Source organism: Streptomyces sp. NPDC031225, assembly GCF_055570355.1.
Genome location: NZ_JBVIHJ010000015.1, coordinates 50,304 through 73,305, shown reverse-complemented (window position 1 = coordinate 73,305; position 23,002 = coordinate 50,304). Strand labels below are relative to the sequence as shown.

The 23,002-nt window shown below is 70.1% G+C and carries 17 protein-coding genes; 3 read left to right on the top strand and 14 right to left on the bottom strand.

Going from position 1 to position 23,002, the window contains the following annotated elements; translation table 11 throughout:
- Positions 1–95 precede the first annotated feature (95 nt).
- Positions 96–788, top strand: a complete 693-nt coding sequence (locus tag ACZ48Z_RS25030) for a response regulator (protein ID WP_468738104.1) — start codon at positions 96–98, stop codon at positions 786–788.
- Positions 789–926: 138 nt separating this feature from the next.
- On the opposite strand, the gene ACZ48Z_RS25025 is transcribed toward ACZ48Z_RS25030, so the two are convergent.
- The 6 genes from ACZ48Z_RS25025 to ACZ48Z_RS25000 all read right to left on the bottom strand — a co-directional run bounded on the left by ACZ48Z_RS25025 (position 927) and on the right by ACZ48Z_RS25000 (position 7,838).
- On the bottom strand, positions 927–2,519 hold the full coding sequence (locus tag ACZ48Z_RS25025) for a solute symporter family protein (protein ID WP_468738103.1): 1,593 nt from the start codon (positions 2,517–2,519) through the stop codon (positions 927–929).
- A complete protein-coding gene (locus ACZ48Z_RS25020) occupies positions 2,516–3,079 on the bottom strand; it encodes a DUF485 domain-containing protein (protein WP_468738102.1) in 564 nt (187 codons plus the stop codon). The genes ACZ48Z_RS25025 and ACZ48Z_RS25020 overlap by 4 nt, the downstream gene beginning before the upstream one ends.
- Before the next feature lie 72 nt (positions 3,080–3,151).
- Entirely contained in the window at positions 3,152–3,829 is a 678-nt protein-coding gene (locus ACZ48Z_RS25015) for a response regulator transcription factor (protein WP_468738101.1), read from the bottom strand.
- Positions 3,826–4,977, bottom strand: coding sequence for a sensor histidine kinase (locus ACZ48Z_RS25010; protein ID WP_468738100.1), 1,152 nt, complete (start codon positions 4,975–4,977; stop codon positions 3,826–3,828). The genes ACZ48Z_RS25015 and ACZ48Z_RS25010 overlap by 4 nt, the downstream gene beginning before the upstream one ends.
- Positions 4,974–5,498, bottom strand: coding sequence for a DUF1453 domain-containing protein (locus tag ACZ48Z_RS25005; RefSeq protein ID WP_468738099.1), 525 nt, complete (start codon positions 5,496–5,498; stop codon positions 4,974–4,976). Before ACZ48Z_RS25005 ends, ACZ48Z_RS25010 begins: the two co-directional genes overlap by 4 nt.
- A 216-nt stretch (positions 5,499–5,714) precedes the next feature.
- Complete coding sequence (locus ACZ48Z_RS25000) at positions 5,715–7,838, bottom strand: DNA gyrase/topoisomerase IV subunit B (protein ID WP_468738098.1); 2,124 nt, start codon at positions 7,836–7,838, stop codon at positions 5,715–5,717.
- Positions 7,839–8,281: 443 nt separating this feature from the next.
- Between ACZ48Z_RS25000 and ACZ48Z_RS24995 the strand changes: the two genes are divergently transcribed.
- Positions 8,282–8,512, top strand: coding sequence for a DUF7455 domain-containing protein (locus ACZ48Z_RS24995; protein ID WP_328751037.1), 231 nt, complete (start codon positions 8,282–8,284; stop codon positions 8,510–8,512).
- 151 nt (positions 8,513–8,663) lie between these two features.
- Here ACZ48Z_RS24995 and ACZ48Z_RS24990 read toward each other — a convergent pair whose 3' ends face one another.
- Positions 8,664–9,500, bottom strand: a complete 837-nt coding sequence (locus ACZ48Z_RS24990) for a serine protease (protein ID WP_468738097.1) — start codon at positions 9,498–9,500, stop codon at positions 8,664–8,666.
- 123 nt (positions 9,501–9,623) lie between these two features.
- The gene (locus tag ACZ48Z_RS24985) at positions 9,624–11,165 is read right to left on the bottom strand and encodes an RNA polymerase sigma factor (RefSeq protein ID WP_468738096.1); all 1,542 of its coding nucleotides are present in this window, start codon (positions 11,163–11,165) and stop codon (positions 9,624–9,626) included.
- On the opposite strand from ACZ48Z_RS24985, the gene ACZ48Z_RS24980 reads away from it, so the two are divergent.
- Positions 11,107–11,241: a hypothetical protein gene (locus tag ACZ48Z_RS24980; protein ID WP_468738257.1), complete on the top strand. Its 135-nt coding sequence runs from the start codon at positions 11,107–11,109 to the stop codon at positions 11,239–11,241. The genes ACZ48Z_RS24985 and ACZ48Z_RS24980 overlap by 59 nt on opposite strands.
- Before the next feature lie 370 nt (positions 11,242–11,611).
- Here ACZ48Z_RS24980 and ACZ48Z_RS24975 read toward each other — a convergent pair whose 3' ends face one another.
- The 6 genes from ACZ48Z_RS24975 to ACZ48Z_RS24950 form a co-directional block, all read right to left on the bottom strand.
- Entirely contained in the window at positions 11,612–12,499 is an 888-nt protein-coding gene (locus tag ACZ48Z_RS24975) for a FadR/GntR family transcriptional regulator (protein ID WP_468738095.1), read from the bottom strand.
- A gap of 162 nt (positions 12,500–12,661) precedes the next feature.
- On the bottom strand, positions 12,662–14,716 hold the full coding sequence (locus tag ACZ48Z_RS24970; protein WP_468738094.1) for an ABC transporter ATP-binding protein: 2,055 nt from the start codon (positions 14,714–14,716) through the stop codon (positions 12,662–12,664).
- Positions 14,717–14,756: 40 nt separating this feature from the next.
- The gene (locus ACZ48Z_RS24965; protein WP_468738093.1) at positions 14,757–15,515 is read right to left on the bottom strand and encodes an NUDIX hydrolase; all 759 of its coding nucleotides are present in this window, start codon (positions 15,513–15,515) and stop codon (positions 14,757–14,759) included.
- Positions 15,516–15,644: 129 nt separating this feature from the next.
- Positions 15,645–17,576, bottom strand: coding sequence for a glycogen debranching N-terminal domain-containing protein (locus tag ACZ48Z_RS24960; RefSeq protein WP_468738092.1), 1,932 nt, complete (start codon positions 17,574–17,576; stop codon positions 15,645–15,647).
- Positions 17,577–18,391: 815 nt separating this feature from the next.
- A complete protein-coding gene (locus ACZ48Z_RS24955) occupies positions 18,392–20,113 on the bottom strand; it encodes a DUF4192 domain-containing protein (RefSeq protein ID WP_468738091.1) in 1,722 nt (573 codons plus the stop codon).
- A gap of 423 nt (positions 20,114–20,536) precedes the next feature.
- Positions 20,537–22,696 carry a DEAD/DEAH box helicase gene (locus tag ACZ48Z_RS24950; RefSeq protein ID WP_468738090.1) on the bottom strand — a complete coding sequence of 720 codons (2,160 nt, stop codon included), beginning with the start codon at positions 22,694–22,696 and terminating at the stop codon, positions 20,537–20,539.
- Positions 22,697–23,002: the final 306 nt, after the last annotated feature.

Genomic DNA, 23,002 nt, shown 5'->3' with positions numbered 1-23,002 from the left:
CTTGCAACGGCCTGTTGTGCCTGTTTTGCTCGCGCTACAACAGCGGAGCCGAACATGGGCTTGCCGCCCGTCAGGCCTTGAGGGGAAGAGGCCCCATGATTGACGTCCTGGTAGTGGACGACGACTTCCGTGTCGCCGAGATCAACGCCAAGTACGTGGGAAAGGTACCCGGATTCCGGGTGGCCGCCCGCGCGCACAGCGCCGCCCAGGCGCTGGCCAGTGTGCAGCGCGGGACCATCGACCTGGTCCTGCTCGACCACTACCTGCCCGACCAGACCGGCCTCGAACTCATCCACCGCATGCGCGAACAGGGCCATGGCACCGACGTCATCATGATCACGGCGGCGGGGGACGTGGCGACCGTCCAGGCCGCGATGCGCCTGGGCGCCCTCCACTACCTGGTCAAACCCTTCACCTTCGCCGCCCTGCGCACCCGCCTGGACTCCTACGCCGCCCTGCGCCGCACCGTCGACCGGGTCGGCGGCCGCGGAATCGCCGGCCAGGAACAGGTCGACCGGATCTTCAGCGCGCTGCGCACCACACCGGCCCCGGCCTCACCCGGCCTGCCGAGCGGCCACTCAGAACCGACGACGGACCTCATCTGCCGCGTCCTGCACCTCGCCGACCACCCGCTCTCCGCCCACGAGGTCGCCGCCGAGACCGGCCTGAGCCGCTCCACCGCGCAGCGCTACCTCCGCCACCTCGAACAGGCCGGCCGCCTCCGCCTCTCCCTCAGATACGGCGACACCGGGCGACCCGAGCACCGGTACGCATGGGTGACCCCCTGAGCCGTACACCACGCCCGGACCACGGCCGCCGTACGGCGAAGTCGATGCCGACGCCGATGCCGTACGACGACGAACGCCCCGCGCCATGACGAACGCGCCCCTCCTGACCAGCCCGCCGCTCGATGGCAGGCACCGCGCCTACACCGCCCCGGCCCCCGTCAGTGACCGCACCTCGGTTTCCGCGTGTTTCGCCTCGTCGGCGACCTCCGAAGAGGTGACTGTGCCGAGCCAGCCTGCGACGAAGCCCAGCGGGATGGAGACCAGCCCGGGGTTCTGCAGCGGGAAGTACTGGAAGTCCACGCCGGGGAAGAGCGATTCGGGGCTGCCGGACACCACCGGCGACAGCAGCACCAGGGTCATGGCCGGGATCAGGCCGCCGTACACGGACCAGACGGCACCCCGGGTGGTGAACCCGCGCCAGAACAGCGAGTAGAGCAGCACGGGCAGGTTTGCGGACGCGGCGACGGCGAAGGCGAGGCCCACCAGGAAGGCGACGTTGAGGTCCCGGGCCAGCAGACCGAGTGCGATCGCGATCACGCCGATCCCCACGGCGGCGGTCCTCGCCACAGCCACCTCACTGTGCGGCTTGGCCCGCCGACGCCGCAGGGAGGCATACAGGTCATGGGCGACGGAGGCCGAGGAAGCGAGCGTGATGCCTGCGACCACGGCCAGGATCGTAGCGAACGCGACGGCAGCGACGATCGCGAACAGAACCGTTCCTCCCGTGGAGTCGGCGCCGCCGCCCAGGTCGAGGGCCAGAAGGGGGACGGCGGTGTTGCCCGCGGCGTTCGATCCTCGTACGGCCTCGGGCCCCACGATCGCGGCGGCACCGAACCCGAGGACGATCGTCATCAGGTAGAAGCCGCCGATGAGCCCGATCGCCCAGACCACCGAACGCCGTGCGGCCCGTGCGGTGGGCACGGTGTAGAAGCGGGACAGGATGTGCGGCAGCCCGGCCGTGCCGAGCACGAGGGCGAGTCCCAGACTGATGAAGTCGAGGCGTGCGGTCAGGTCCCCGCCGTACTTCAGACCGGGCGCCAGGAACGATTCGCCGTGACCGCTGCGCTTCGCAGCCGTGAACAGCAACTGATCGACGTCTCCGTGGAACCGCACCAGCACGAGCACGGTCAGCGCGACGGTCCCGCCGAGCAGCAGGACCGCTTTGACGATCTGGATCCACGTGGTCGCGCGCATCCCTCCCAGGGACACATAGACCACCATGAGCGCCCCGACAGCGATGACGGTCCAAGCCTGCGCCGCCTCGCTGGTGCCCCCCAGGAGCAGCGCGACCAGGCTGCCCGCGCCCACCATCTGTGCGACCAGGTACAGAACGGACACGGTGACCGAGGAGGTTCCCGCCGCGATCCGCACCGGCCGCTCACTCATCCGCGCGGCGACCACGTCGGCGAGCGTGAACCTCCCGCAGTTGCGCACCAGTTCGGCGACCAGGAACAGCACCACCAGCCAGGCCACCAGGAAACCCACCGAGTAGAGCATCCCGTCGTACCCGAAGAGCGCGATGAGCCCGGAGATACCGAGGAAGGACGCTGCCGACATGTAGTCGCCCGCGATGGCAAAACCATTCTCCATCGGAGAGAACAGCCGGCCGCCCGCGTAGAACTCCTCCGCCGAACCGTGTCGGTGACGGCTCACCCACGTCGTGATCCCCAACGTGACCGCGACGAAGACGCTGAACAGCAGCAACGCCAGTGTCTGGTGGTCTCCCCTCACATCGACACACCGCCCCGGGCCGTACGCGTCAGTTCCTGGGTGTCCCAGCGCAGTTCGAGCGCTGCCCGGTCCCGGCGCAGCCTCGCGTGCCGGGCGTAGGCCCAGGTGAGCAGGAAGGTGGTGAGGAACTGTCCGAGTCCCGCGAGCATCGCCACGTTCACCGCGCCCGCCACCGGCCGCGCCATCAGTCCGGGCGCGCTCGTCGCCGCCACGACGTAGGCCAGGTACCAGACGAAGAACCCGATGCCCGCCGGCACCACGAACCTGCGATACCGGCTGCGCACCTCCTGGAAGGCCGCGCTGCGCTGCACTTCGAGGTAGACGTCGGCTGCGGCGGCCGCCCTGTTCTCGCGCTCCGCCTGCGCCGTCGCGACCGGGGTCACAGGTGTGCCGCCACCGTCCGTCTCTCCCCAGCCGGAGGCAAGCGCGTCGTACCAGGGATCGTCGTAGCGCACCCCGGCGGACACCTCGGGGCGGGCCGGATCGTGCCCGTCGTGGTTGTCGGCCGAACTCTCGGCATCACCCCCGCTACCGCGGGGACGAGCGTTGCTTGACTGCATGCCCAAGGATGGACAGAACGGGAAGATCCCCGACTCTTCTTCCCCCCGCTCTTCACCCCATCAGGTGATTCCTCAGGTCGGTGGCCGCACAAGTCCCTTCGCATAGGCGTAACGCACCGCCTGTGCACGGTCCTTGAGTCCGGTCTTGGCGAAGAGGTTGTTGATGTGGGTCTTCACCGTGGCGGGTGAGACATGCAGTCGACGGGCGATCTCCTGGTTGCTGAGTCCCTCGGCGATCAGCGCCAGCACCTCGGCCTCCCTGGTGGTGAGCCCGTCGGGCGCCTCCGCCGACATCGGCGGCGGCTCGGGGTCCGACAGCCGCTCCAGAAGCCGCCGTTGGATGCTCGGCGACAGTCCCGCGTCCCCGGAGAGCACGCTGTGCACGGCCCGCACGATCTCGTCACCTCCCGCATCCTTGGTGAGGTAGCCACGCGCACCCGCCTTGAGCGCGGGGAACAGCGAATCGTCGTCCGCGTACGTCGTCAGCACCACGACCTGCGTCCCGGGGTGCTCGGTCCGGATGCGCCGGGTCGCCTCCACTCCGTCGCAGCGAGGCATGCGCAGGTCCATCAGCACGACGTCCGGGGCGAGTTCCGCGACGAGCTTCACCGCCTCTTCCCCGTCCCCCGCGGCGCCGACGACCTCGATACCGGGCAGGAGGCCGAGCAGCATCACGATGCCTTCACGGACCACGGTCTGGTCGTCCGCGACCACCACCCGCGCGGGCTTCGTCTGCGCCACCTCCGTCATACCGGCACCTTCAACGTCACCACGAACCCCTCGTCGTCCGGCCCCACGTCCAGCGAACCGCCCAGCAGTTCGGCCCGCTCCCGCATCCCCAGGAGACCGTACCCGCCTCCCGTGGTGGTGAGTTCACCCGGCGAACCGCCCGAGTCCCGCACAACCAGGGTCACCTGGTCCTCGCCGTACTCGAGCCGCATCCGGACCCGGGCCCCCGGCGCATGCTTGCGGACGTTGGTCAGAGCCTCCTGGGCAACCCTGCGAACGGCTTGCGAAGCCTCCGCCGGCAGCGGCCTGCGCTCACCCGAAATGGTGGCCTCAGCACCGTCGGCCGTACCCACGAGTTGACTCAGGAAGTCCTCCAGCGGAGTCATGTCTCCCCGCAGGGCCGACAGCGCCTGCCGTGTCTCGGCAAGTCCGTCGCGGGCCATCCCCCGTGCAGCCACCACCCTTTCGAGGATCTGGTCCCGGTCCGCGCCCCCCTCGATCAGCAGCCGGGCCGCCTCCAGGTGCACGAGCTGCGCCGAGAGGCTGTGCGCCAGCACGTCATGGATCTCGCGCGCGATACGGGCACGCTCCGCGAGTGCCGCCGACTCCGCCTCGGCCACCCGCGCCGCCCGCTCCTGGGTGAGCAGCCGCTGGGCGTTGCCCCGGGCCTCGGCGTCCAGCCGCAGGACATAACCGGCCAGCGCGAGACCTGCCGTCGTGGCCAGGGTGGTCAGCCACACGTCGTCGTTGACCACGGCATACAGGGCGAGTGCGACCACGGTGACCGGCAGCGCGGCGGCGATGGGCAGCCGTTCCAGGGCCGTGACGGCACAACCGCACCACAGGACGAGGGCGACAACCCTGAGGTCGGCGGCCTGCGCGGCGAGCGCGATCGCCAGGAGGACCCCGTAGAGCGCCAGGGAGGGCCACAGCCGGTGCGCCAGGGTGGTGCGGAAGAGTGCCCAGGCGACGACTGCGGCCAGGAGAATTCCGGCTGCTGCCCCGAGCACGCCCCATCCGCGGACGTGACTGTCGCTGAACACGCCCCAGAGGAGCATGGCCAGCACCAGCGACCGCACCACCCAACTGAGCAGGCGCCGAGGACGCGTGGCCGCCTCACGCCCGAGCGCCTCCCTGGAGGGCCAGCGGATCCAGGCGTTCTCCGTCACACACGTTCCTTCCCCGTGGACCGGAACATCGGCTCAACGTACGCCGGAGCGGGTGCGGCGGCAGGCCGCAGGAGACGCGCCCGCCAGGCCAGGGTTCCGGAGCGCACCAGCAGGGTGGCAGCCAGTGCCAGCAGCAGGGCGGAGGAGTCCTGGCGGACACCGAGTATCGCGCCGAGGGCGTAGAGGCCGACGCGCAGTCCGATCCCGACGCCCCAGACGGCCCCGCTCGCCTTGGTGCTCCTGCTCCACAGCGTGCCGTCCTGCTCCGTCCATATCCGGCTCGTCCAGGCCCAGCCGGCTCCGATCGCCAGGCCGGTGATCAGCTCGGTGGTGAGCAGGAGGACCGATGCCGTGCGGTGATGGGCGTCCACCAGTCCCGGCTCACGGAGCGCCACCACAGCGAGAACGACGGGCAGCAGCCACCAGCGCCGCCCGGTGTCGATCCGGCTTGCCCGGAACTGCCGGGCGATCACCACGATCACCGCGACCGCGATCAGCAATGCGTCGACGAGCCCGGACATCACAGCCTCCGTGAGCGAGGAAGGGTCTGCCGGCAGCGGATGCCGCCGACACCTTCGAAGCTACGGAAGTCCGCTGGTCGGGAGATCGGAGCCAGGGTGGATCACGGGTGGACTCCCCAGCGCTGGGTCTCTCCACCCACGGGTGGAGAGACCCAGGCAGACAACCATCGAGCCCCCGGGAGGAAGCCGAGGCCGGTACGGAGACCAGCCCCGGCGCTACGCGTCGATGCGCGACCGATCCAGCGTGGCGGCCGATCCCGAGATGAACTCCTTCCGCGGCGCCACGTCATTGCCCATCAGCAGATCGAAAACCTGCTCGGCAGCCTCGAGATCGGCGAGGTTGATCCGCCGCAGCGTGCGGTGCCGCGGATCCATCGTCGTCTCCGCCAGCTGGTCGGCGTCCATCTCGCCCAGACCCTTGTACCGCTGGATGGAGTCCTTGTACCGGACCCCCTTGCTCTGGAACTCCAGCAGCTTCTCGCGCAGCTCACGGTCCGAGTACGTGTAGACGTATTTGTCCTGCCCCTTCTTCGGCTGGACGAGCTCGATCCGGTGCAGGGGCGGCACCGCGGCGAACACCCGTCCCGCCTCGACCATGGGCCGCATGTAGCGCTGGAACAGCGTCAGCAGCAGGCATCGGATGTGCGAGCCGTCGACGTCGGCGTCGGTCATCATGATGATCTTGCCGTAGCGGGCCGCGTCGATGTCGAAGGTCCGGCCGGATCCCGCTCCTATGACCTGGATGATCGCCCCGCACTCGACGTTCTTGAGCATGTCCGTGACGGACGACTTCTGAACGTTGAGGATCTTGCCCCGGATGGGCAGCAGCGCCTGGAACTCGGAGTTCCGGGCGAGCTTCGCTGTTCCCAGCGCGGAGTCGCCCTCGACGATGAACAGCTCGCTGCGGTCGACGTCGTCGCTGCGGCAGTCGGCGAGCTTGGCGGGCAGCGAGGAGGACTCCAGGGCCGTCTTCCGGCGCTGGGCGTCCTTGTGCTGGCGGGCCGCGATACGCGTGCGTGCGGCAGCGACCGCCTTCTCCATGACGACCCGGGCCTGGGCCGCGGCGTCCCGCCTCGTGGACGTCAGGAACGCCTTGAGCTCCTTGGCGATCACGGTGCTCACGATGCGGCGGGCCGCCGAGGTGCCGAGGACCTCCTTGGTCTGGCCCTCGAACTGCGGTTCGGCCAGCCGGACGGTGACGACCGCGGTGAGACCCTCCAGGGCGTCGTCCTTGACGATGTCGTCCTCGGCCACGCGCAGCATCTTCTTGGTGCGCAGCACCTCGTTCATCGTCTTGACGACGGCCTGCTCGAAACCGGCGACGTGAGTGCCGCCCTTGGGGGTGGCGATGATGTTCACGAACGACTTCAGGGTCGTGTCGTAGCCGGTGCCCCAGCGCATCGCGACGTCCACGCCGAGCTCACGGGTGACCTCTGTGGGCGTCATCTGGCCGTGGTCGTCGAGGACCGGCACCGTCTCCTTGAAGATGCCCTGTCCGGAGAAACGGAGGACGTCGTTGACGGGCTTGTCGGTAGCCAGGTACTCGCAGAACTCGCTGATGCCTCCGTCGAAGCGGAAGGACTCCTCGCCCTTGCTGCCGCCCTCACCCAGACCGAACTCGTCGCGCACCACGATGGTCAGGCCGGGCACCAGGAACGCGGTCTGACGGGCACGCTGGTGCAGGTGCTCCAGGGAGAGTTTGGCGTCCTTGAGGAAGATCTGGCGGTCGGCCCAGTACCGCACCCGTGTGCCGGTCCGGGTCCTCGGGATCTTCTTGGTCTTGCGCAGGCCACTGGTGGCGTCGAAGTCGGCCTCGGGGCCGATCGCCGCGAAGGCGCCCGGCACACCGCGCCGGAAGCTGATCGCGTGCGTATGGCCACTCCGGTCCACCTCGACGTCCAGCCGAGCGGACAGGGCGTTCACCACGGAGGCGCCCACGCCGTGCAGACCGCCGGAGGCGGCGTACGAGCCACCGCCGAACTTGCCGCCGGCGTGCAGCTTGGTCATGACGACCTCGACACCGGACAGGCCGGTCTTGGGCTCGACGTCGACCGGGATGCCCCGGCCGGTGTCGCGGACCTCCACGGAGGCGTCGTCGTGAAGGATCACCTCGATGTGGTCGCAGTACCCGCCCAGGGCCTCGTCGACGGAGTTGTCGATGATTTCCCACAGGCAGTGCATGAGGCCACGGCTGTCGGTCGAGCCGATATACATACCTGGGCGCTTGCGTACGGCCTCGAGCCCCTCGAGGACGAGCAGGTGCCGCGCGGTGTAGTTGGACCCGTCCCGGTCTGCTCCTGCCAGCAGAGCTGTGGACGGCACGGACGTCTCGGCGGTCACGCGGTTCGCTCCTCGCTGAATTTCAGGTGGGGCCCTTATGGGTAAGGGCGCGGCATCGGTCGCCGCCAAGAGGGTACCGAGGCCTGGTAGAGCCGTTGTAACGCCACCCTCGCGCGAAACACACAGTAATCCACAGTCGCATGCCTGTTCGATCCCTCGATGGGGTGAAGTACATATCACGTTCCCTTCGGGGCATGAACCATTTAGGCTCCGGGCACGTCCTCATGAACAACCGGCAACCCAGCCGGGAGGACCGACCTTGACCGACAAGCGCGAAACCGTAAGACACACAGACACGCAATACGGCACATTCGCCGCCAAACCGGCAGCAGTCAGCCGCCTCGGAAAATTTCTCTCTCGGTGAAGCCCCGAGCGGGAACGTTTTGAGGCTGGTTGGATGTTGACCCTGGTACGACAGCTCGTCGAGCTAGAGAAGAGGCGACGTGACTACTGTTCTGACCCCCGCGAGCCCGATGACGGCCGCTGACCGCTGCGACCGCTGTGGCGCCCAGGCGTACGTACGCGTCGTCCTGCTCAGCGGCGGAGAACTGCTCTTCTGCGCCCACCACGGTCGCAAGTTCGAGCCGGAACTCAAGAAGATCGCCGCTGAGATACAGGACGAGACGGAGCGCCTCACGACCGTTCCGGTATCCGCCTCCGAAGAAGAGCGCTGACACCTCGCGTCCACGACGAGCCGGCGCCGACAAAGGTCGGTATGAGGGCGGCTGCCCCTGCTCCCAGGGGCAGCCGCCCTTTCTCATGGCTGTGTGCGAGTCCGCTCAGTGCCGTTGAGGCGCTCCGGCCATCCCTGGGGCGCCTCCTCGGTCATCCTGCGGCTTTCGAGGCCAGCGTCCGGATGACGTCGGCCACGCGGGCGTAGACGCCGGGCCAGCCGGCCCGGCCGCACCCGTTCCCCCAGGACACGAGCCCGATCAACTTCCCCCGGGCGACCAGCGGTCCCCCGCTGTCCCCCTGGCAGGAGTCACGGCCACCCCGCTCCTCCCCCGCGCACAGCATGCTGTCGGCGAGGTAGGTGCCGTCGGCATTGCCCGGATAAGCCTCCTGACACTGTGTGTCCGACATCACATGCACTTTTGCCGCCCGCAGACTCCGGGCATAGTCGCCGCCGCCCGTGACATCGCCCCACCCGTACACGGTGGCGGGGGTTCCCGAGCCGTATGCGGGATCGCCGTCGGCCGCCATGGCGACGACGGCGTTCTGCGGCATCGGCTCGGCGAGCGTGAGGACTGCGAAGTCTCCCGCGTTGCTCTGGGGGTCGTACCCCGGATTCACCCAGACCTCTCGTACGGCGATCTCCGCTCCCTGGTCCGAGAGCAGGTCCGTGCGGCCCGCGATGACCCGGAAGTCACGCACCTGCTCAGGTGGCGCCCCCAGGACGTCCTCGCCCATGCAGTGGGCCGCGGTGAGCACCGTGGTCCGGCCGACGGCGACACCGCCGCAGAACTGGCCGGCGCGCGTACCTCCGAACCGGTCACGACTGGACAGAGCAACCGTCCAGGGCGCCTGGGACACATCGACCGGGAAACCCCCGACGACGATGCTGTCGGCAGCCACAGGGGCGGCCGACACCAGCGGTATGGCCGCTGCCACGGCCGCCAGAATCAGCGGCCGGGCCAGCGCCCGGGCAATGGGACGACGCATACGTGCTCCTCACTCCGGGGTGACGATTGGAAACCCAGAGTCACGCAGGGTACCGATGTGCGCAGCACGAAGGCCCGGTTCCCCTGCAGGGGAACCGGGCCTTCCGCGTCGTACGACTACGACCTAGTCGAGGTAGTCGCGCAGAACCTGCGAGCGCGACGGGTGGCGCAGCTTCGACATGGTCTTCGACTCGATCTGGCGGATGCGCTCACGCGTGACGCCGTACACCTTGCCGATCTCGTCGAGGGTCTTCGGCTGACCGTCGGTGAGACCGAAGCGCATCGAGACCACGCCCGCCTCACGCTCGGACAGGGTGTCCAGGACGGAGTGCAGCTGCTCCTGGAGGAGCGTGAAGCTGACGGCGTCGGCCGGGACCACGGCCTCGGAGTCCTCGATGAGGTCGCCGAACTCGCTGTCGCCGTCCTCGCCCAGCGGGGTGTGCAGCGAGATGGGCTCGCGGCCGTACTTCTGGACCTCGATGACCTTCTCGGGGGTCATGTCGAGTTCCTTGGCCAGCTCCTCCGGCGTGGGCTCGCGGCCCAGGTCCTGGAGCATCTGGCGCTGCACACGCGCGAGCTTGTTGATGACCTCGACCATGTGCACCGGGATACGGATGGTGCGGGCCTGGTCGGCCATCGCGCGGGTGATCGCCTGACGGATCCACCAGGTGGCGTACGTGGAGAACTTGTAGCCCTTGGTGTAGTCGAACTTCTCGACCGCGCGGATCAGACCGAGGTTGCCCTCCTGGATGAGGTCCAGGAAGAGCATGCCGCGGCCGGTGTAGCGCTTGGCCAGGGAGACCACCAGGCGGAGGTTGGCCTCCAGCAGGTGGTTCTTGGCGCGGCGGCCGTCCTCGGCGATGATCTCCAGCTCGCGCTTGAGCTTGGGGGCGAGCTTGTCGGCGTTGGCCAGCTTGTCCTCGGCGAACAGACCGGCCTCGATGCGCTTGGCGAGCTCGACCTCCTGCTCGGCGTTGAGCAGCGGGACCTTGCCGATCTGCTTGAGGTAGTCCTTGACCGGGTCGGCGGTGGCACCCGCCACGGCGACCTGCTGGGCCGGCGCGTCGTCCTCGTCGTCGTCGGAGAGGACGAAGCCCTTGTTCTCGGCCCCTTCCTCTTCCTCTTCGCCGGGCTTGACCTCCTCGAGGACCTCGTCCTCGGAGGTCTCGGCGTCATCCTTGCCCGCGGTCGTCTTCTTGGCCGCCGTCTTCTTGGTGGCGACTGTCTTCTTCGCGGCCGCCTTCTTGGCGGTCGTCGTCGTCTTCTTTGCTGCTGCCTTCTTGGCAGGCGCCTCGTCCTCGACGGCGGGCTCGGCGGCGGGAGCCGCCGGGGTGGCGGTGGCAGTGGCCTTCTTCGTGGTCACCGTCTTCGCCGCGACCGTCTTGGTGGCGGTGCGCTTGACCGGACTCTTCGCTGCGACGCTCTTTCGGGTGCGCTTGGGCTCCGCGGCACTGACCATCAGCGTCACACCCTCTTCCTCGAGGATCTGGTTGAGGCTGCGCAGTACGTTCTTCCACTGAGTGGCCGGAATCTGGTCAGCTTCGAAGGCCCGACGCACGTCATCGCCGGCGATCTGCCCCTCGGCCTTTCCCAGCTCAATGAGAGCCATGACAGAGACGGACTCGGCGATCTCCGGCGGGAGCGTACGGGATGTGCTGGCCGACACGAACAACCTCTCGGAACGTTGGAAAACGGCTTCCGGCCCCGTCCACGGCGGACAGGAGCCGACCATCGGCCTGTGAAGGGTCGATGGCGCGGGCGAGGGCCGGGAAGATGCACAGCGCCTGAAACGGCGTCCGTATTCCTTCCGCGGCTGTCACCTCTTAGGTCATCGCGCTGCTCCCACGAGCGTTACGCCCAATCTGCGTGGCCCGAGTCACACCCCGTAAGCAATCAAAAACGGTCAGACATGGCCATACGAGGTCAGTCAGCCATTCCGACCGCCCTCGTCGAGAGGAAGGCCGCCCCTGGGAGGGTGCCGCCGCCATGCCGCACCGTCGGACCCCGCAGGATCACCGGGGATCCTGCGGGGTCCGACGGAGGCGGTTCGGTGACCCGACGATGCCGCAGGAGAGGAAGGACACCCTCGGCCGCGCCGCCCGCGGTGCGCGGTCAGTGCTCGCGCGGCGCGGGCACCACGCGCTCCACCTCGGGGTGGACGGTCAGCAGTTGGCGCATGGCGGCCTCGGCCGCCGCACTGTCACCGGCAGCAAGCGCGTCGACGATCCGGCCGTGGTGTGCGAGTGACGTCTCGTTCGGCCGGTCACAGCCGGTGATCGGACTCCCGGAGACCTGAAGCGCTGACGAGACGATCCCGGAAAGGTGCTCCAGCATCCGGTTGCCCGCGAGCTGGATGAGCAGGGAGTGGAATTCGGCGTCGGCGCGGGAGAAGGTGAGCGCGTCGCCCTGGTTCATGGCGTGGCCCATGATCTCGACCATGTCCCCGAGACGCTGCTGGACGTCCTCGCGGCCGTGTCCCGCTGCCAGGCGCGCGGCGAGGGGCTCGATCGTCCAGCGCAGCTCGCTCAGCTCACGGCGCTGGTCGTCGCGCTGCGGTCCGAAAGCCCGCCATTCGATGATGTCCGGGTCCAGGAGGTTCCAGTCGCTCACCGGCCGCACGCGCGTGCCGACGTTCGGACGGGCGCTGACCAGGCCCTTGGCCTCCAGAACACGGAGCGACTCGCGGACGACAGTACGGGACACCTCGAAGCGCTGGCCGATCTCCTCGGGGACCAGCGGCCGGTCGGCTCCCAGGTCACCGGAGACGATCATCTGCCCGAGCTGCTGGACGAGTTGGCCGTGCAGCCCGCGCCCGCGGCTGCCGGCGGCACGTCGGCCCACGCGGCCCAGTTCCTGGTCCGAGTTGTCCCAGACTGAGGAGCCGACCCGGCCTGCGGCCGGGGCCTCGGCGAAGGGGTAGCGGTCGAGTTCGCCCGGGCCGGCCAGACCGGAGTCGGCGGAGCGGGCGGCGGTCATCATGGTGTGCGCAAGGGTACTCACGGATCATTTGTCGGCGTCGCCTCCAACTCCCTTGAGGTCTTTGGTGAAAAGCACACGAAAGGGTGATCGCTCACCCCGTCGCAATTGACGCCTTATCGGAAAGAAATGCGCTTTCGTCGGGAAGTTGTGCGCAAGTCGAGACCGGAAGGGTACGGACGGTCGTCATCGAACCCTGCTGCGCAGGCTGGTGAGCAGATATGCACACAGCAGCGCGGTGAGTGACAACGTCAGCGCGCCGCCCACAGGTTGGGCGATCACCCGGACCCCCCCTGCGAGATAGTGCTCGCCGCCGAACGGCCACTGCAGCAGCAGGACCTCGCGCAGCCGGGCGGGAAGTCCTGCCGCCGCTCGCACGGACGCCCCCTCCAGGGCTTTCTGCACAACGGGTACGACGACGACGGGGACGGCGACCACCGCGGCGATCCCGGCCGTGGTGGACCGGAAGATGCCGGCCGCCAGGACCCCGGCCCAGGCGCACCCGACCACGAGCCCGGACCAACTCGCGCTCAGCGAAAACCAGTCGGCGGGAACTTCCGCGAGTTCCCGCCCGTAGACGAGGTAGAGCACCTCGGCGTCGCAGCCCACCGTGAGAAATGCCAGCGTGAGAGCGGTGACCGCGGCGACGACGAGTTTCGCGGTGAGCAGCCCCAACCTGCGGGGGACGCTGCCGCGGTCCACCGCCAGGGCTGGGTGACGGAACTCGTCGCCGAACGCGAGCGCTCCCAGCAGCCCTGCGCCGAGCGCCGCCGGTGGCAGCGGGAGCTCCCTGGGCCACGCGGCCAGCAGACGTGCCTGCGGAGTGTGACCGATTCGCGCCAGGAGTACGGCGGTCAAGGCCGAGACGACGAGGACGGCGGCGCCGGTGACGAACCCGGTGCCGATCCCTGCCGCGCGGCGCAGTTCGTAGCGCAGGGGCCGCAAGGGGCTGGGGGCGGGCTTGACGGAGATGGGCGGCGGGAGGGGGGACAGGGGAGCCAGGGCTGTGGCCGCCGCGACGGAAGAGGGCGCGGCCCGACCGCTCTCCGGCGCCGGGGCGCTGTGTGCTTCCTGACCCCTGAACCGTCCCTGGTCGCACTGCGCTTTCGGGCCGGCATGCACCGCCTGGCCGCCGTGCACGCCGGAGCCACTCTGCGCTTCGGCATCGTGGCGTACTCCTTGGTGGGCAGGCGCCTTCGTATCGGCGGCAGCGGTGCCCCCGGATTTCGCGGTCTCTGTGACTTCTGTGGTTTCTGTGGTTTCTGTGACTGTGGTTTCGGCGAACTCACCGGGCTCCGGCTCTGTGACGCCCGCCTGCTTGTCTTCAGCTGCTTGCGCGGCCTCGCCCGGAAGCAACCCCGCTCCCGGGCCCATGTCCCCGATCTCGTCGGCGAGTTGGTGCACCAGGACGCCGTGACGAAAGGCGGTCTCACCGACGTCGGCGCATGTACTGCCGTACACGGACAGACGATTGCCTCCCTCCCGGACGACCTCGACGGAGCGGTGTGCCGCGCGGGCCTCCTTGGCGAGCAGCGCGGCAAGGCGAGCGGCATGCGGGGTGCGGACGGCGACACGGGAGCGCAGCCTGGTTCGGGCGAACTCCCTGGCCTCCTGGTCGGCGATGAGTCTGCCCTGTTCGAGGGTGATGACGTGATCCGCGGCGCGTGCGGCCTCCTTGGGCTCGGGCGTGGTGAACAGAACCGTGCCCCCCTGGGCGGCGTGCGCTCGCAGCATGCCGTGCAGCCAGTGGCTCTCACGGGTGGAGAGTCCATCGGCCGGATCGTCCAGCACAAGGGTGTGCGGGTCCGCCAAGAGAGCGCAGGCCAGGCCCAGGCGGCGGTCCATGCCGCGCGACAGGGTGCCGAGCCGCTCGTCGCGCAGACTGACGAGGCCCACCACTTCGAGCACTTCGTCGGCACGCCGGACCGGCACGCCGGCCGCGGCACACAACATCCGCAGATGACCGCGGACCGTACGCGCGGGATGGCCCGGCACATCGCCCATGAGGACGCCGACCTCGCGCGAAGGGTGCGCGATGCGGTGCAGCGGACGGCCCTTGAAGTAGGTGATGCCACGGCCGTGTTGGAGTTCGAGCATCAGTCTGAGCGCCGTTGTCTTGCCCGCACCCGGCGCTCCGAGAAGCGTGGTGACACGGCCCGCACGCGCTTCGAAGGACACGTCGTCGACCGTTGGCGGGAGGTCCTTGCGGGAGTTGCTGGTCAGTCCGAAGGCCTGGATCACCCGCAGCAAGATAGCGCGTTATGTCCGGTTTTCTGTGGCGTCACACTTCGGGGCGCAGCATCGGCGGGTTGAGCAGAGTGGCGCCGCCGGCCCTGAAGAGCTGGGCCGGACGGCCGCCCTGCCGCGTGGTCGTACCGCCGGTGGGGACCAGGAAGCCTGGTGTGCCCGTCACCTTGCGATGGAAGTTGCGCGGATCGAGTGCCACGCCCCATACCGCCTCGTAGACGCGGCGCAGCTCGCCCACGGTGAACTCGGGCGGGCAGAACGCGGTGGCCAGCGACGAGTACTCGATCTTCGAGCGGGCGCGCTCCACGCCGTCCGACAGAATCTGCGCGTGGTCGAAGGCGAGGGGTGCGACCGCATCGCCGTCTCGCCCGTATCCCGCCTGCTGCAACAGCTCGTCGACGGGCGCCCAGCGGGCGTTGCTGGCGTCGCCGCCCGCCCGGGGGGCCGGCAGGTCGGGGGCGAGAGCGAGGTGAGCCACGCTCACCACACGCATCCTGGGATCGCGCTTGGGGTCACCGTAGGTCGCCAGCTGTTCCAGGTGTGCTCCATTGTCGTGGACAGGGACAGCGGGGTCGTGGGCGCGCAGGCCGGTCTCTTCGGCCAGCTCACGGGCCGCTGCCTGTGCCAGGTCCTCGTCGGCCCGTACGAAGCCGCCCGGCAGCGCCCAGCGTCCCTGGAACGGCGACTCGCCCCTGCGCACCGCGAGCGCACACAGGGCGTGGCGACGCACGGTCAGTACGACCAGGTCCACAGTGACGGCGAAGGGCGGAAAGGCTGACGGGTCGTAGGGCATGCGGCGATCATAGTCGTCTGCCTGACGATAAACACTCCTTTCGTCGGTCGCACCAGTGGCTGATCCACTGAGGTCCGGAACAGGACGCACCGTCGGTCCCGGCACCGCCGTATGGTGCGTCGTCCGAGGTCACGACCCCAGTTGCAACCCTTCGGCGGCCTCTTCGACCATGGCGAGGCCCAGCCTGCTGACGCGTACTGAGAAGGGTGCACCCGCAATCCTCAGCCCGGTCAGACCGATCTCGCCGAGGGGTGCGCTGCGCACAGGACGCAGGGCGACCGTCCCTGCCGGGGCGTCGGGCCGGATGCCCGCGAGGGTGCTCAGCAGCAGGACTCCCGCGGCCGCTGCCGTGGCCGCGGGACGGCACGCCGCCGGATGGGGAAGCGGAGCACTTCCCTCAGTGCGCTGCTCTCCGGCGAACATCTCGGGGAGTCGGTGGCCGAAGGCCTCGGCCGCCGCAAGCTGGCCCCGCAGGAGCGCACCGGCCTCCCTCTCGTACCCGGCGACGGCCAGCCCCGCGACGGCGATCGCTGTCTCGTGGACCCGTACCGCTCCGGTGCGGTGGCCGAACGGGTTGTAGCCCGCCTCCTTCGCGCCCAGCCCGCGCAACCCCCAGCCGGAGTCCATGGCCGGACTTCCGAGCAGCCGGGCGAGTTGCTCGGTCTGCACCCTGTCGAGCAGCCCGGGCGCTTGTTCGCCCCCGCCGAGCAGGCCGGTGTCCAGGAGATGGGCCGCCGTGGCCCCGAGGTGCGGCACGAGACGTCCGTCCGAAGTACGCCCTGCTGCTGGGCGGCCACCGCTGCGGTCCTCGACCCAGAAGTCCTCACGGAAGGCAGTGCGCAGTTCGCGGGCCCACTGTCGCAGTGCCGCGCCGCCCGGCCTGTCGAACGCGTCCAGCAGGTCGGCACCGAGGACGGCCGCTCGGTGGGCATGGGCCTGGGTCTCGCAGCGGACCGGGCCACCGGGCTGCGGGTCGCACAGATACGACCCCTCCCCCACGGTCGCCCTCAGCCATCCCAGACAGCGCTCGGCCGCCGGAAGAAGCTCCTCCGTCTCCTGCCGCGAGAGCCCCCACCGATAGGCCTCCGCGAGCAGTACAGGGAAGAGCAGGGTCGCCTCGGTGCCCGTGCACCCGGCCGGCAGGTGTGCCCCCGCGTCGCGGCGTGGGCCGGGAATCATCCCGGACTGCGCTGTCGGCCCCCGGAATTGGGTGCGCGCGAGGGTGCGGAGTGTCCCGGCCGCGAGCCTGGTGCCGAGCGCCAGAGTCATCCGGGCTGCGACGAGGGCGTCGGCCGGCGCCAGGCCGCAGCGCCAGGGGGCTCCGGCCGCGAGGTACGTGTCGGTGGGGTGCGCCGGGTCGCGCAGCAGCAAGGACTGGAGGTCGTCGAGGCTCGTGCGCAGGAGAGGCTCGATACCGGGATGGTCGCCCGTCGCGCGTGCGGGAGCCAGGGGGCTGGTCGCCGCGTGCCCCGCTGCGCGAAGGGGGCCCGCGCCGTCCAGGCGGACGCGGAGTTCCAGTCCGACCGTGCCACCGGGGGGCAGGTCGAACTCCCAGCGCAGCAGGCCCGCCGACGCCAGCGCGTCGGCCGGTGGCGGGTCGGCCGTGACCGACACCCCGCCGGCGGCACAGGACCAGCGAAGGCCGGAGTCGTTGACACTCGCCGGCAGGTCGGGTCCCGCTCGGCCCGACGCGATGGCGCCCAGCTCCGCCAGGTCCGTGCCGAGTGTCACCTCCACCGGCAGCCGAAGTGGCCGGGAGACCGCGCTGTGCAGTGTGATGCGTTCCGTTCCGTCCGCGTGCCGTATGCGTTCGACGACCACATCGGGGTCCGGTCCGCCGCCCGGCGAGACGCGCAGGGTGGCCACGAAACGTGCGCGATCCGCAGCCGTCGCCCGCGCCTGGACCGCGAGCGGCTCGCGGCCGGCGACACGGACCTGACACCGGGAAAGTACGCGTCGGCCCGCGCGGTAGAAGCCTTCCAGCCCCTGTCCGGTCAGCTGCCCTTGATCCGTGGAGATGGCCAGACCGGGAAGCGCCACGCAGATGATGGCCGAGTGCACCGGCGGCAGGTCGGCGGGCCCGCGGGGTCCTGGAGGGCCTGAGCGTCCGCGGGAGCCTGAGGAGCCGCTCTGCAACAGCGGGCCGGACATGCCGGGCGAAGGCGAAGGAGAGCGAGCGGGACGGCGCGCAGGCGGGGGCGGAGGCGAGGTCCGGCCCTGCCCCGCTGGTGTCGACGGGAGCGGTACGGGTTCCGCCGACGGTGACGGCTCACGGTGCCAAGACGCCGACGGTGACGGCTCATGGCCCCACGACGCCGACGGTGGCGGTGGCGGTGGCGGTGGCGGTGGCGGTGGCGGTGGCGGTGGCGGTGGCGGTGGCGGTGGCGGCTCACGGTCCCATGACGCCGAGGGAACGTGGACCCTCCCCTCCGTTCCCCGAGCCGTGCCCCGGCTGTACTCCGTCGTCACGGAGGCGCGCTGGACTCCGTTCGGGAAGCCCGGCTCGGGCATCCCGAGGTTCGCGGCCCACGACGGCGGACCTGCGCTTCCGCTCCGAGCCGTCGTCGGGGCGCCGAGGGCGGGGCGGCCGTTGTCTGCGGAGGCAGGAGTCGGCTGATGCAAGGGACGCTTCCTCTGCGCTCTGCGCGGCTCGGGCGTGTTCCGCACCCGAGGCCGGGCTCCTGAAGGAGAAGGGCAGGACGACGGCACGGTCCGGTCAGGCGTTCCGCCACTCAGGTGAACGGGACGGGCCTGTTCAGAGTCACGCCCACCGGCATGGAAGCCGACCGAATGGCGGCGGGCCGGATTGGCCACCCGACTGCGCAGGTGGGACCTCCCTCGTGCGACACGTTTCCAGCGGTCGTCCATTCGGTCGTTCATTCCGCCTCCTCTGCGGCACTGCCCCCGGGCCGTGCGCCCTCGGGGCGGCGCGTGTCGTCCTGGCCCATGGCGCGCCGGCGGACAACGCCTGGGCGCGTGCTGCCGACCGGCCGAGCGCGCGGGCGGACTTCCTCCGTGCCGGACGCTCGCCCGCCCCCTTCCGCCGGGTTCGGACGGACGTCGGTGCGAGCACCGGGACGCACCCGCCTGCGGCGGCGGGAAGCTGTGGCGGACATGGGCGCCGGAAGAGGCTCGTCGGCACCGGGCGCAGGCGCCTGAAGAGCCCCGGCGGTTTCAGCCGAGCACGGCGCCGGAGCCCCGTCGGCTGGGGACGGGAACGCTGGTAGCACCTCCGCGGCACCAGGTGAGGATGCCGTCTGGGCCTCGTCACAGCTCGCACTGATCGGCAGGGCCAGGTCGTCGGCCCACTCCGCGTCGGAAGACTGCGTGGACGCCGGTCGCGCGTGTTCTTCGCGATTGCGCCCCTTTCGTTCCGCGCGCAGGCAGTTGCGGATCGACTCCGGGTCCAGCCCCTCGTTGCAGGCCTGGTGCAGAAGCCGGGCGAATAGATAACTGGGATCCGCGCCCAGAGCCATCGCCAGCGCTTCCCTGGCCTCGATCTCGTCGCCCAAGGACCACGCGACCCAGCCGGCGAGAGTGAGCGGGGCCGCCGCATGTTCGCCGTAGGGCCCGACGCACCGGCGGGCCAGCGCGCGCCACAACCGCAGCGCCGGTCCCGCTTCCTCAGCCTCCATCCACTCGGCGGCGCGGTCCCGGGTAGTGCGGTCCTGGAGCCCGAGGATGAGGTCCGCCGCTTCTTCGTGCCCCAGCAGTTCGTCATCGCGCAGGTCCGCCTGAAGGGTGCCCGGCACGAGGGGCGCTTCGGCGAAACGTGTCATGGTGCGCCGGGCCAGGCGCAGTGTCTCCTCAGCCACCTCGACCCGGCTCGTCAGGTCGAGCATCCTGGGGACCAGCGCCATGCCGGCGGTGTCCAGGGCGACTTCCTGTTCCAGTGCGGCAGCTGTCTCCCAGGGTTGCAGCCTGGCCCGCAACTCGCGCAGTGTGCCGCGCACCTGTAGCCCGGCATACGTGGCCGCGGCGGCGAGTACCGAGGTACCGGGTAGACCCATCGGGAGTCCCTCCGCAGGGCAGCATGCCTCGCTCGGGCAACAGTACGACCAATAGCGGCCGTCGGAGATGCACAGTGCCTCGATCACGGGAACGTCGAGTCGACCGCACTCGGTGCGCAGCAGCGCGGCGAGCGGGGCGAGCCTGTCCGTGATCTGCCGTCCGGTCTCACCAGCCGCCGGTTCCTGGCAGAGGTACGCGACCATCTGCTCGGGGTGGGCGCCCCTGCGCTCGCTGCCGGTGATCAGTCCGTGGGCCAACTGCCGGGCCACGGCAGGCCAGTCGTCCTTGTTCGCGGGAATGCCGAGCCGGGCCCGCCCACCGAACCGGCCACGACCGCCCCGGTCGTGCAGGGCGACCAGGACGATGCTGTCTTCGGGCCGGTACCCCAGCAAGTACGGCAGGGCGTCTGCCAGTTCGCCCGGGGTCCGCAGGGTGACCTGGTGTTCAGCGCCGTGTGCGTCGATTCCGACGCGGTCACCGATCCCTGAGCCTTCACCGTCCCGTCCGCCGCCGCGCTGTCCATCGCTGTCCCGTCCTCCGTCGTTGCCGTTTGCTGCGGATCCGGTCGTTTCGCTGTGATTCGTCATGTGCAGACGATCTCGCGGATCACGATGTTCCGGTTGACCCTGTGGATAAGTTCGACCAGGTCCACGACAACCGACATTCCTTCATCCACAGGTCGGCCAACGCGGCGCCCCGTTGTCGGGGGCGCCTGTTTGCATGGAGGCATGACAGACACGAGCAAGGCGGAGTTGGGCGAGGCCGCCGACGGGATGAGCTGTGGCCATCGCCGATCCGCTCACCGAGCCTCCCGCAGGCCGGGCCGGGCCGGGCCGCCCCTTCCAGCCAGACGGCCCCTCCCGCATCGAGCCGTTCACGGAGTGCGGCTCCGGCTCGACAGCCGCCACCCTGAAGCTCCCCAGGATGTCGAGGAGTTGAGGCCCGCGAACGTCCATCCGGCTCAGGCAGAAACCCCAACGTCCATCCGGCTCAGACAGAAACCCCAACGTCTATCCGGCCAGGGCAAGCACCAGCGGGAGCACCCGGTCGGCACCGGCCTGACTCAGCAGGCGTGCGCCAACGGCCAGGGTCCAGCCGGAGTCGGTGTAGTCGTCGATCAGCAGGACCGGGCCGGAGGTGTTGGCCAGGGCAGCGGCGAGTTCGTCGGGCACGGTGAAGGAGGCGGCCAGGGCACGCAGCCGCTGGGCGGAGTTGCTGCGGTGCGCCGCATGCTCGTCAGCCTGCGGGGTGTAGTCCAGGCTGCCCAGCAGCGGAAGCCTGCCGACCCGGGCCACTCCCTCGGCCAGCGAGGCGACCAGGTGCGGGCGGGTGCGGGACGGCATGGCGACGATCCCCACCGGCCGGGCCACCGCGTCGGGGGCACCGCTGGCCCAGCCGCCCGGTGAACGCGCCCAGTCGGCCACCACCGTCACCACGGCCGCCAGCACGTCGTCCGGGACCGGCCCGTCCGACGCCTGCCCCGACAGCAGTGGACGCAGACGGTTGCCCCAGCCGATGTCCGACAACCTGCCCAGCGCCCGCCCCACAGCTGCCTGCTGACCGGCGGGGATACGGCCCTTGAGGTCGACGCCGACGGCCGGCATGCCCGTGGGCCACATGCGACGCGGGTCGACCTCGACCCCCGGCCGGCCCAGCTCGCCGGCCGCGCCCGCGAGGGCGCCGGGGGTGACGGCGGGATCGAGCCAGGGTCCGGCGCAGCGGTCGCAACGACCACAGGGGGCCGCCTTCTCGTCGTCGAGCTGCCGCTGCAGGAACTCCATGCGGCACCCCGTGGTCGCCACGTAGTCCCGCATGGCCTGCTGCTCCGCCTCCCGCTGCTTCGCGACCCAGGCATACCGCTCCGCGTCGTACGCCCACGGCTGCCCGGTGGCGGTCCAGCCACCCTTCACCCGCTTGACCGCCCCGTCCACGTCCAGGACCTTCAACATCGTCTCCAGGCGCGAGCGCCGAAGATCGACCAACGGTTCCAGCGCCGGCAGCGACAGCGGACGACCCGCCTCCTCCAGGACCGCCAGCGTGCGCCGCACCTGCTCCTCCGGCGGGAAGCCCACCGAGGCGAAGTACGCCCAGATCGCCTCGTCCTCCCGACCGGGCAGCAGCAGTACGTCCGCGTGGTCCACACCACGTCCCGCACGCCCCACCTGCTGGTAATAGGCGATCGGGGACGAGGGCGACCCCAGATGTACGACGAATCCCAGGTCCGGCTTGTCGAAGCCCATCCCCAGCGCGGAAGTGGCGACCAATGCCTTGACCCGGTTGGCGAGCAGGTCCTCCTCCGCCTGCAACCGGTCGGCGTTCTCCGTCTTTCCCGTGTAGGAGGCCACCGGGTACCCGCACTGCCGCAGGAACGCCGCGACCTCCTCAGCCGCCGCCACCGTCAACGTGTAGATGATCCCTGAACCCGGCAGATCCCCCAGCCGCTCCCCCAGCCACGCCAGCCGGTGCGCCGCGTCCGGCAGTTGCAGCACCCCCAGGCGCAGGCTCTCCCGGTCCAGCGGACCTCGCAGGACCAGGGCCTCACCGCCCCCGGTACCCAGCTGCTCGGCCACATCCGCAGTCACTCGCGCGTTAGCGGTCGCCGTCGTGGCCAGCACCGGCACACCCGCGGGCAACTCCACCAGCATCGTGCGCAATCGTCGGTAGTCGGGCCGGAAGTCATGCCCCCAGTCCGAGATGCAGTGCGCCTCGTCGACCACCAGCAGGCCGGTCGTCGCCGCCAGCCGCGGCAGCACCGCCTCACGGAAATCAGGCGAGTTCAAGCGCTCCGGACTCACCAGCAGGACGTCAACGGTCCCCGCCGCGACCTCGGCCTGGATCGCGTCCCACTCCTCGGGGTTGGCCGAATTGATCGTCCGCGCGGCGATGCCCGCCCGCGCCGCCGATTCCACCTGGTTGCGCATCAACGCCAGCAACGGCGAGATGATCACCGTCGGACCCGCGCCCCGCCGCCGCAGCAGCGACGTGGCGACGAAGTACACGGCAGACTTCCCCCACCCCGTCCGCTGCACCACCAACGCACGCCGATGCCCCACCACCAGCGCCTCGATCGCCTGCCACTGATCCTCACGCAGACGCGCCCCGCCTTCCCCGTCCCCCACCAGACGGGCCAGCACAGCATCAGCCTCGGCACGCAAATCCAAGTCGCTCATGCCTCCATGCAACCCCACAGCACTGACACCGCGCGAACCCGCAGACCTGGTGTCGACTCCCGAGCCCCAGATATCCCACGCCGGCGACAGCAGAGATCGCCGTATCCCGCTCCCTGGGTCCTCACGTAGACGGCCTCCGGCGCCTCTCCGCCTCGTACAGCCGCACCAGAGGCAACACCCAGTGACCGCCTGACAGCAACAGCAGCGGTACTACTCCACGCGCGCGTACCGATTCAAAGGATGAGGGACCGGGCTCGGAGGCCCCAGGCATCGCCCGGTAAAACACTGGGTAGGGATATATGCCAC

What these genes read in the sequence shown, in the direction of transcription:
- ACZ48Z_RS24965 (WP_468738093.1), bottom strand. Translation starts at nt 15,515, where the DNA reads ATGCCCTACGACCCGTCAGCCTTTCCGCCCTTCGCCGTCACTGTGGAC.
- ACZ48Z_RS25015 (WP_468738101.1), bottom strand. Translation starts at nt 3,829, where the DNA reads ATGACGGAGGTGGCGCAGACGAAGCCCGCGCGGGTGGTGGTCGCGGAC.
- ACZ48Z_RS25005 (WP_468738099.1), bottom strand. Translation starts at nt 5,498, where the DNA reads ATGTCCGGGCTCGTCGACGCATTGCTGATCGCGGTCGCGGTGATCGTG.
- ACZ48Z_RS24955 (WP_468738091.1), bottom strand. Translation starts at nt 20,113, where the DNA reads ATGACGAATCACAGCGAAACGACCGGATCCGCAGCAAACGGCAACGAC.
- ACZ48Z_RS25030 (WP_468738104.1), top strand. Translation starts at nt 96, where the DNA reads ATGATTGACGTCCTGGTAGTGGACGACGACTTCCGTGTCGCCGAGATC.
- ACZ48Z_RS24980 (WP_468738257.1), top strand. Translation starts at nt 11,107, where the DNA reads ATGACAGAGACGGACTCGGCGATCTCCGGCGGGAGCGTACGGGATGTG.
- ACZ48Z_RS25020 (WP_468738102.1), bottom strand. Translation starts at nt 3,079, where the DNA reads ATGCAGTCAAGCAACGCTCGTCCCCGCGGTAGCGGGGGTGATGCCGAG.
- ACZ48Z_RS24990 (WP_468738097.1), bottom strand. Translation starts at nt 9,500, where the DNA reads ATGCGTCGTCCCATTGCCCGGGCGCTGGCCCGGCCGCTGATTCTGGCG.
- ACZ48Z_RS24950 (WP_468738090.1), bottom strand. Translation starts at nt 22,696, where the DNA reads ATGAGCGACTTGGATTTGCGTGCCGAGGCTGATGCTGTGCTGGCCCGT.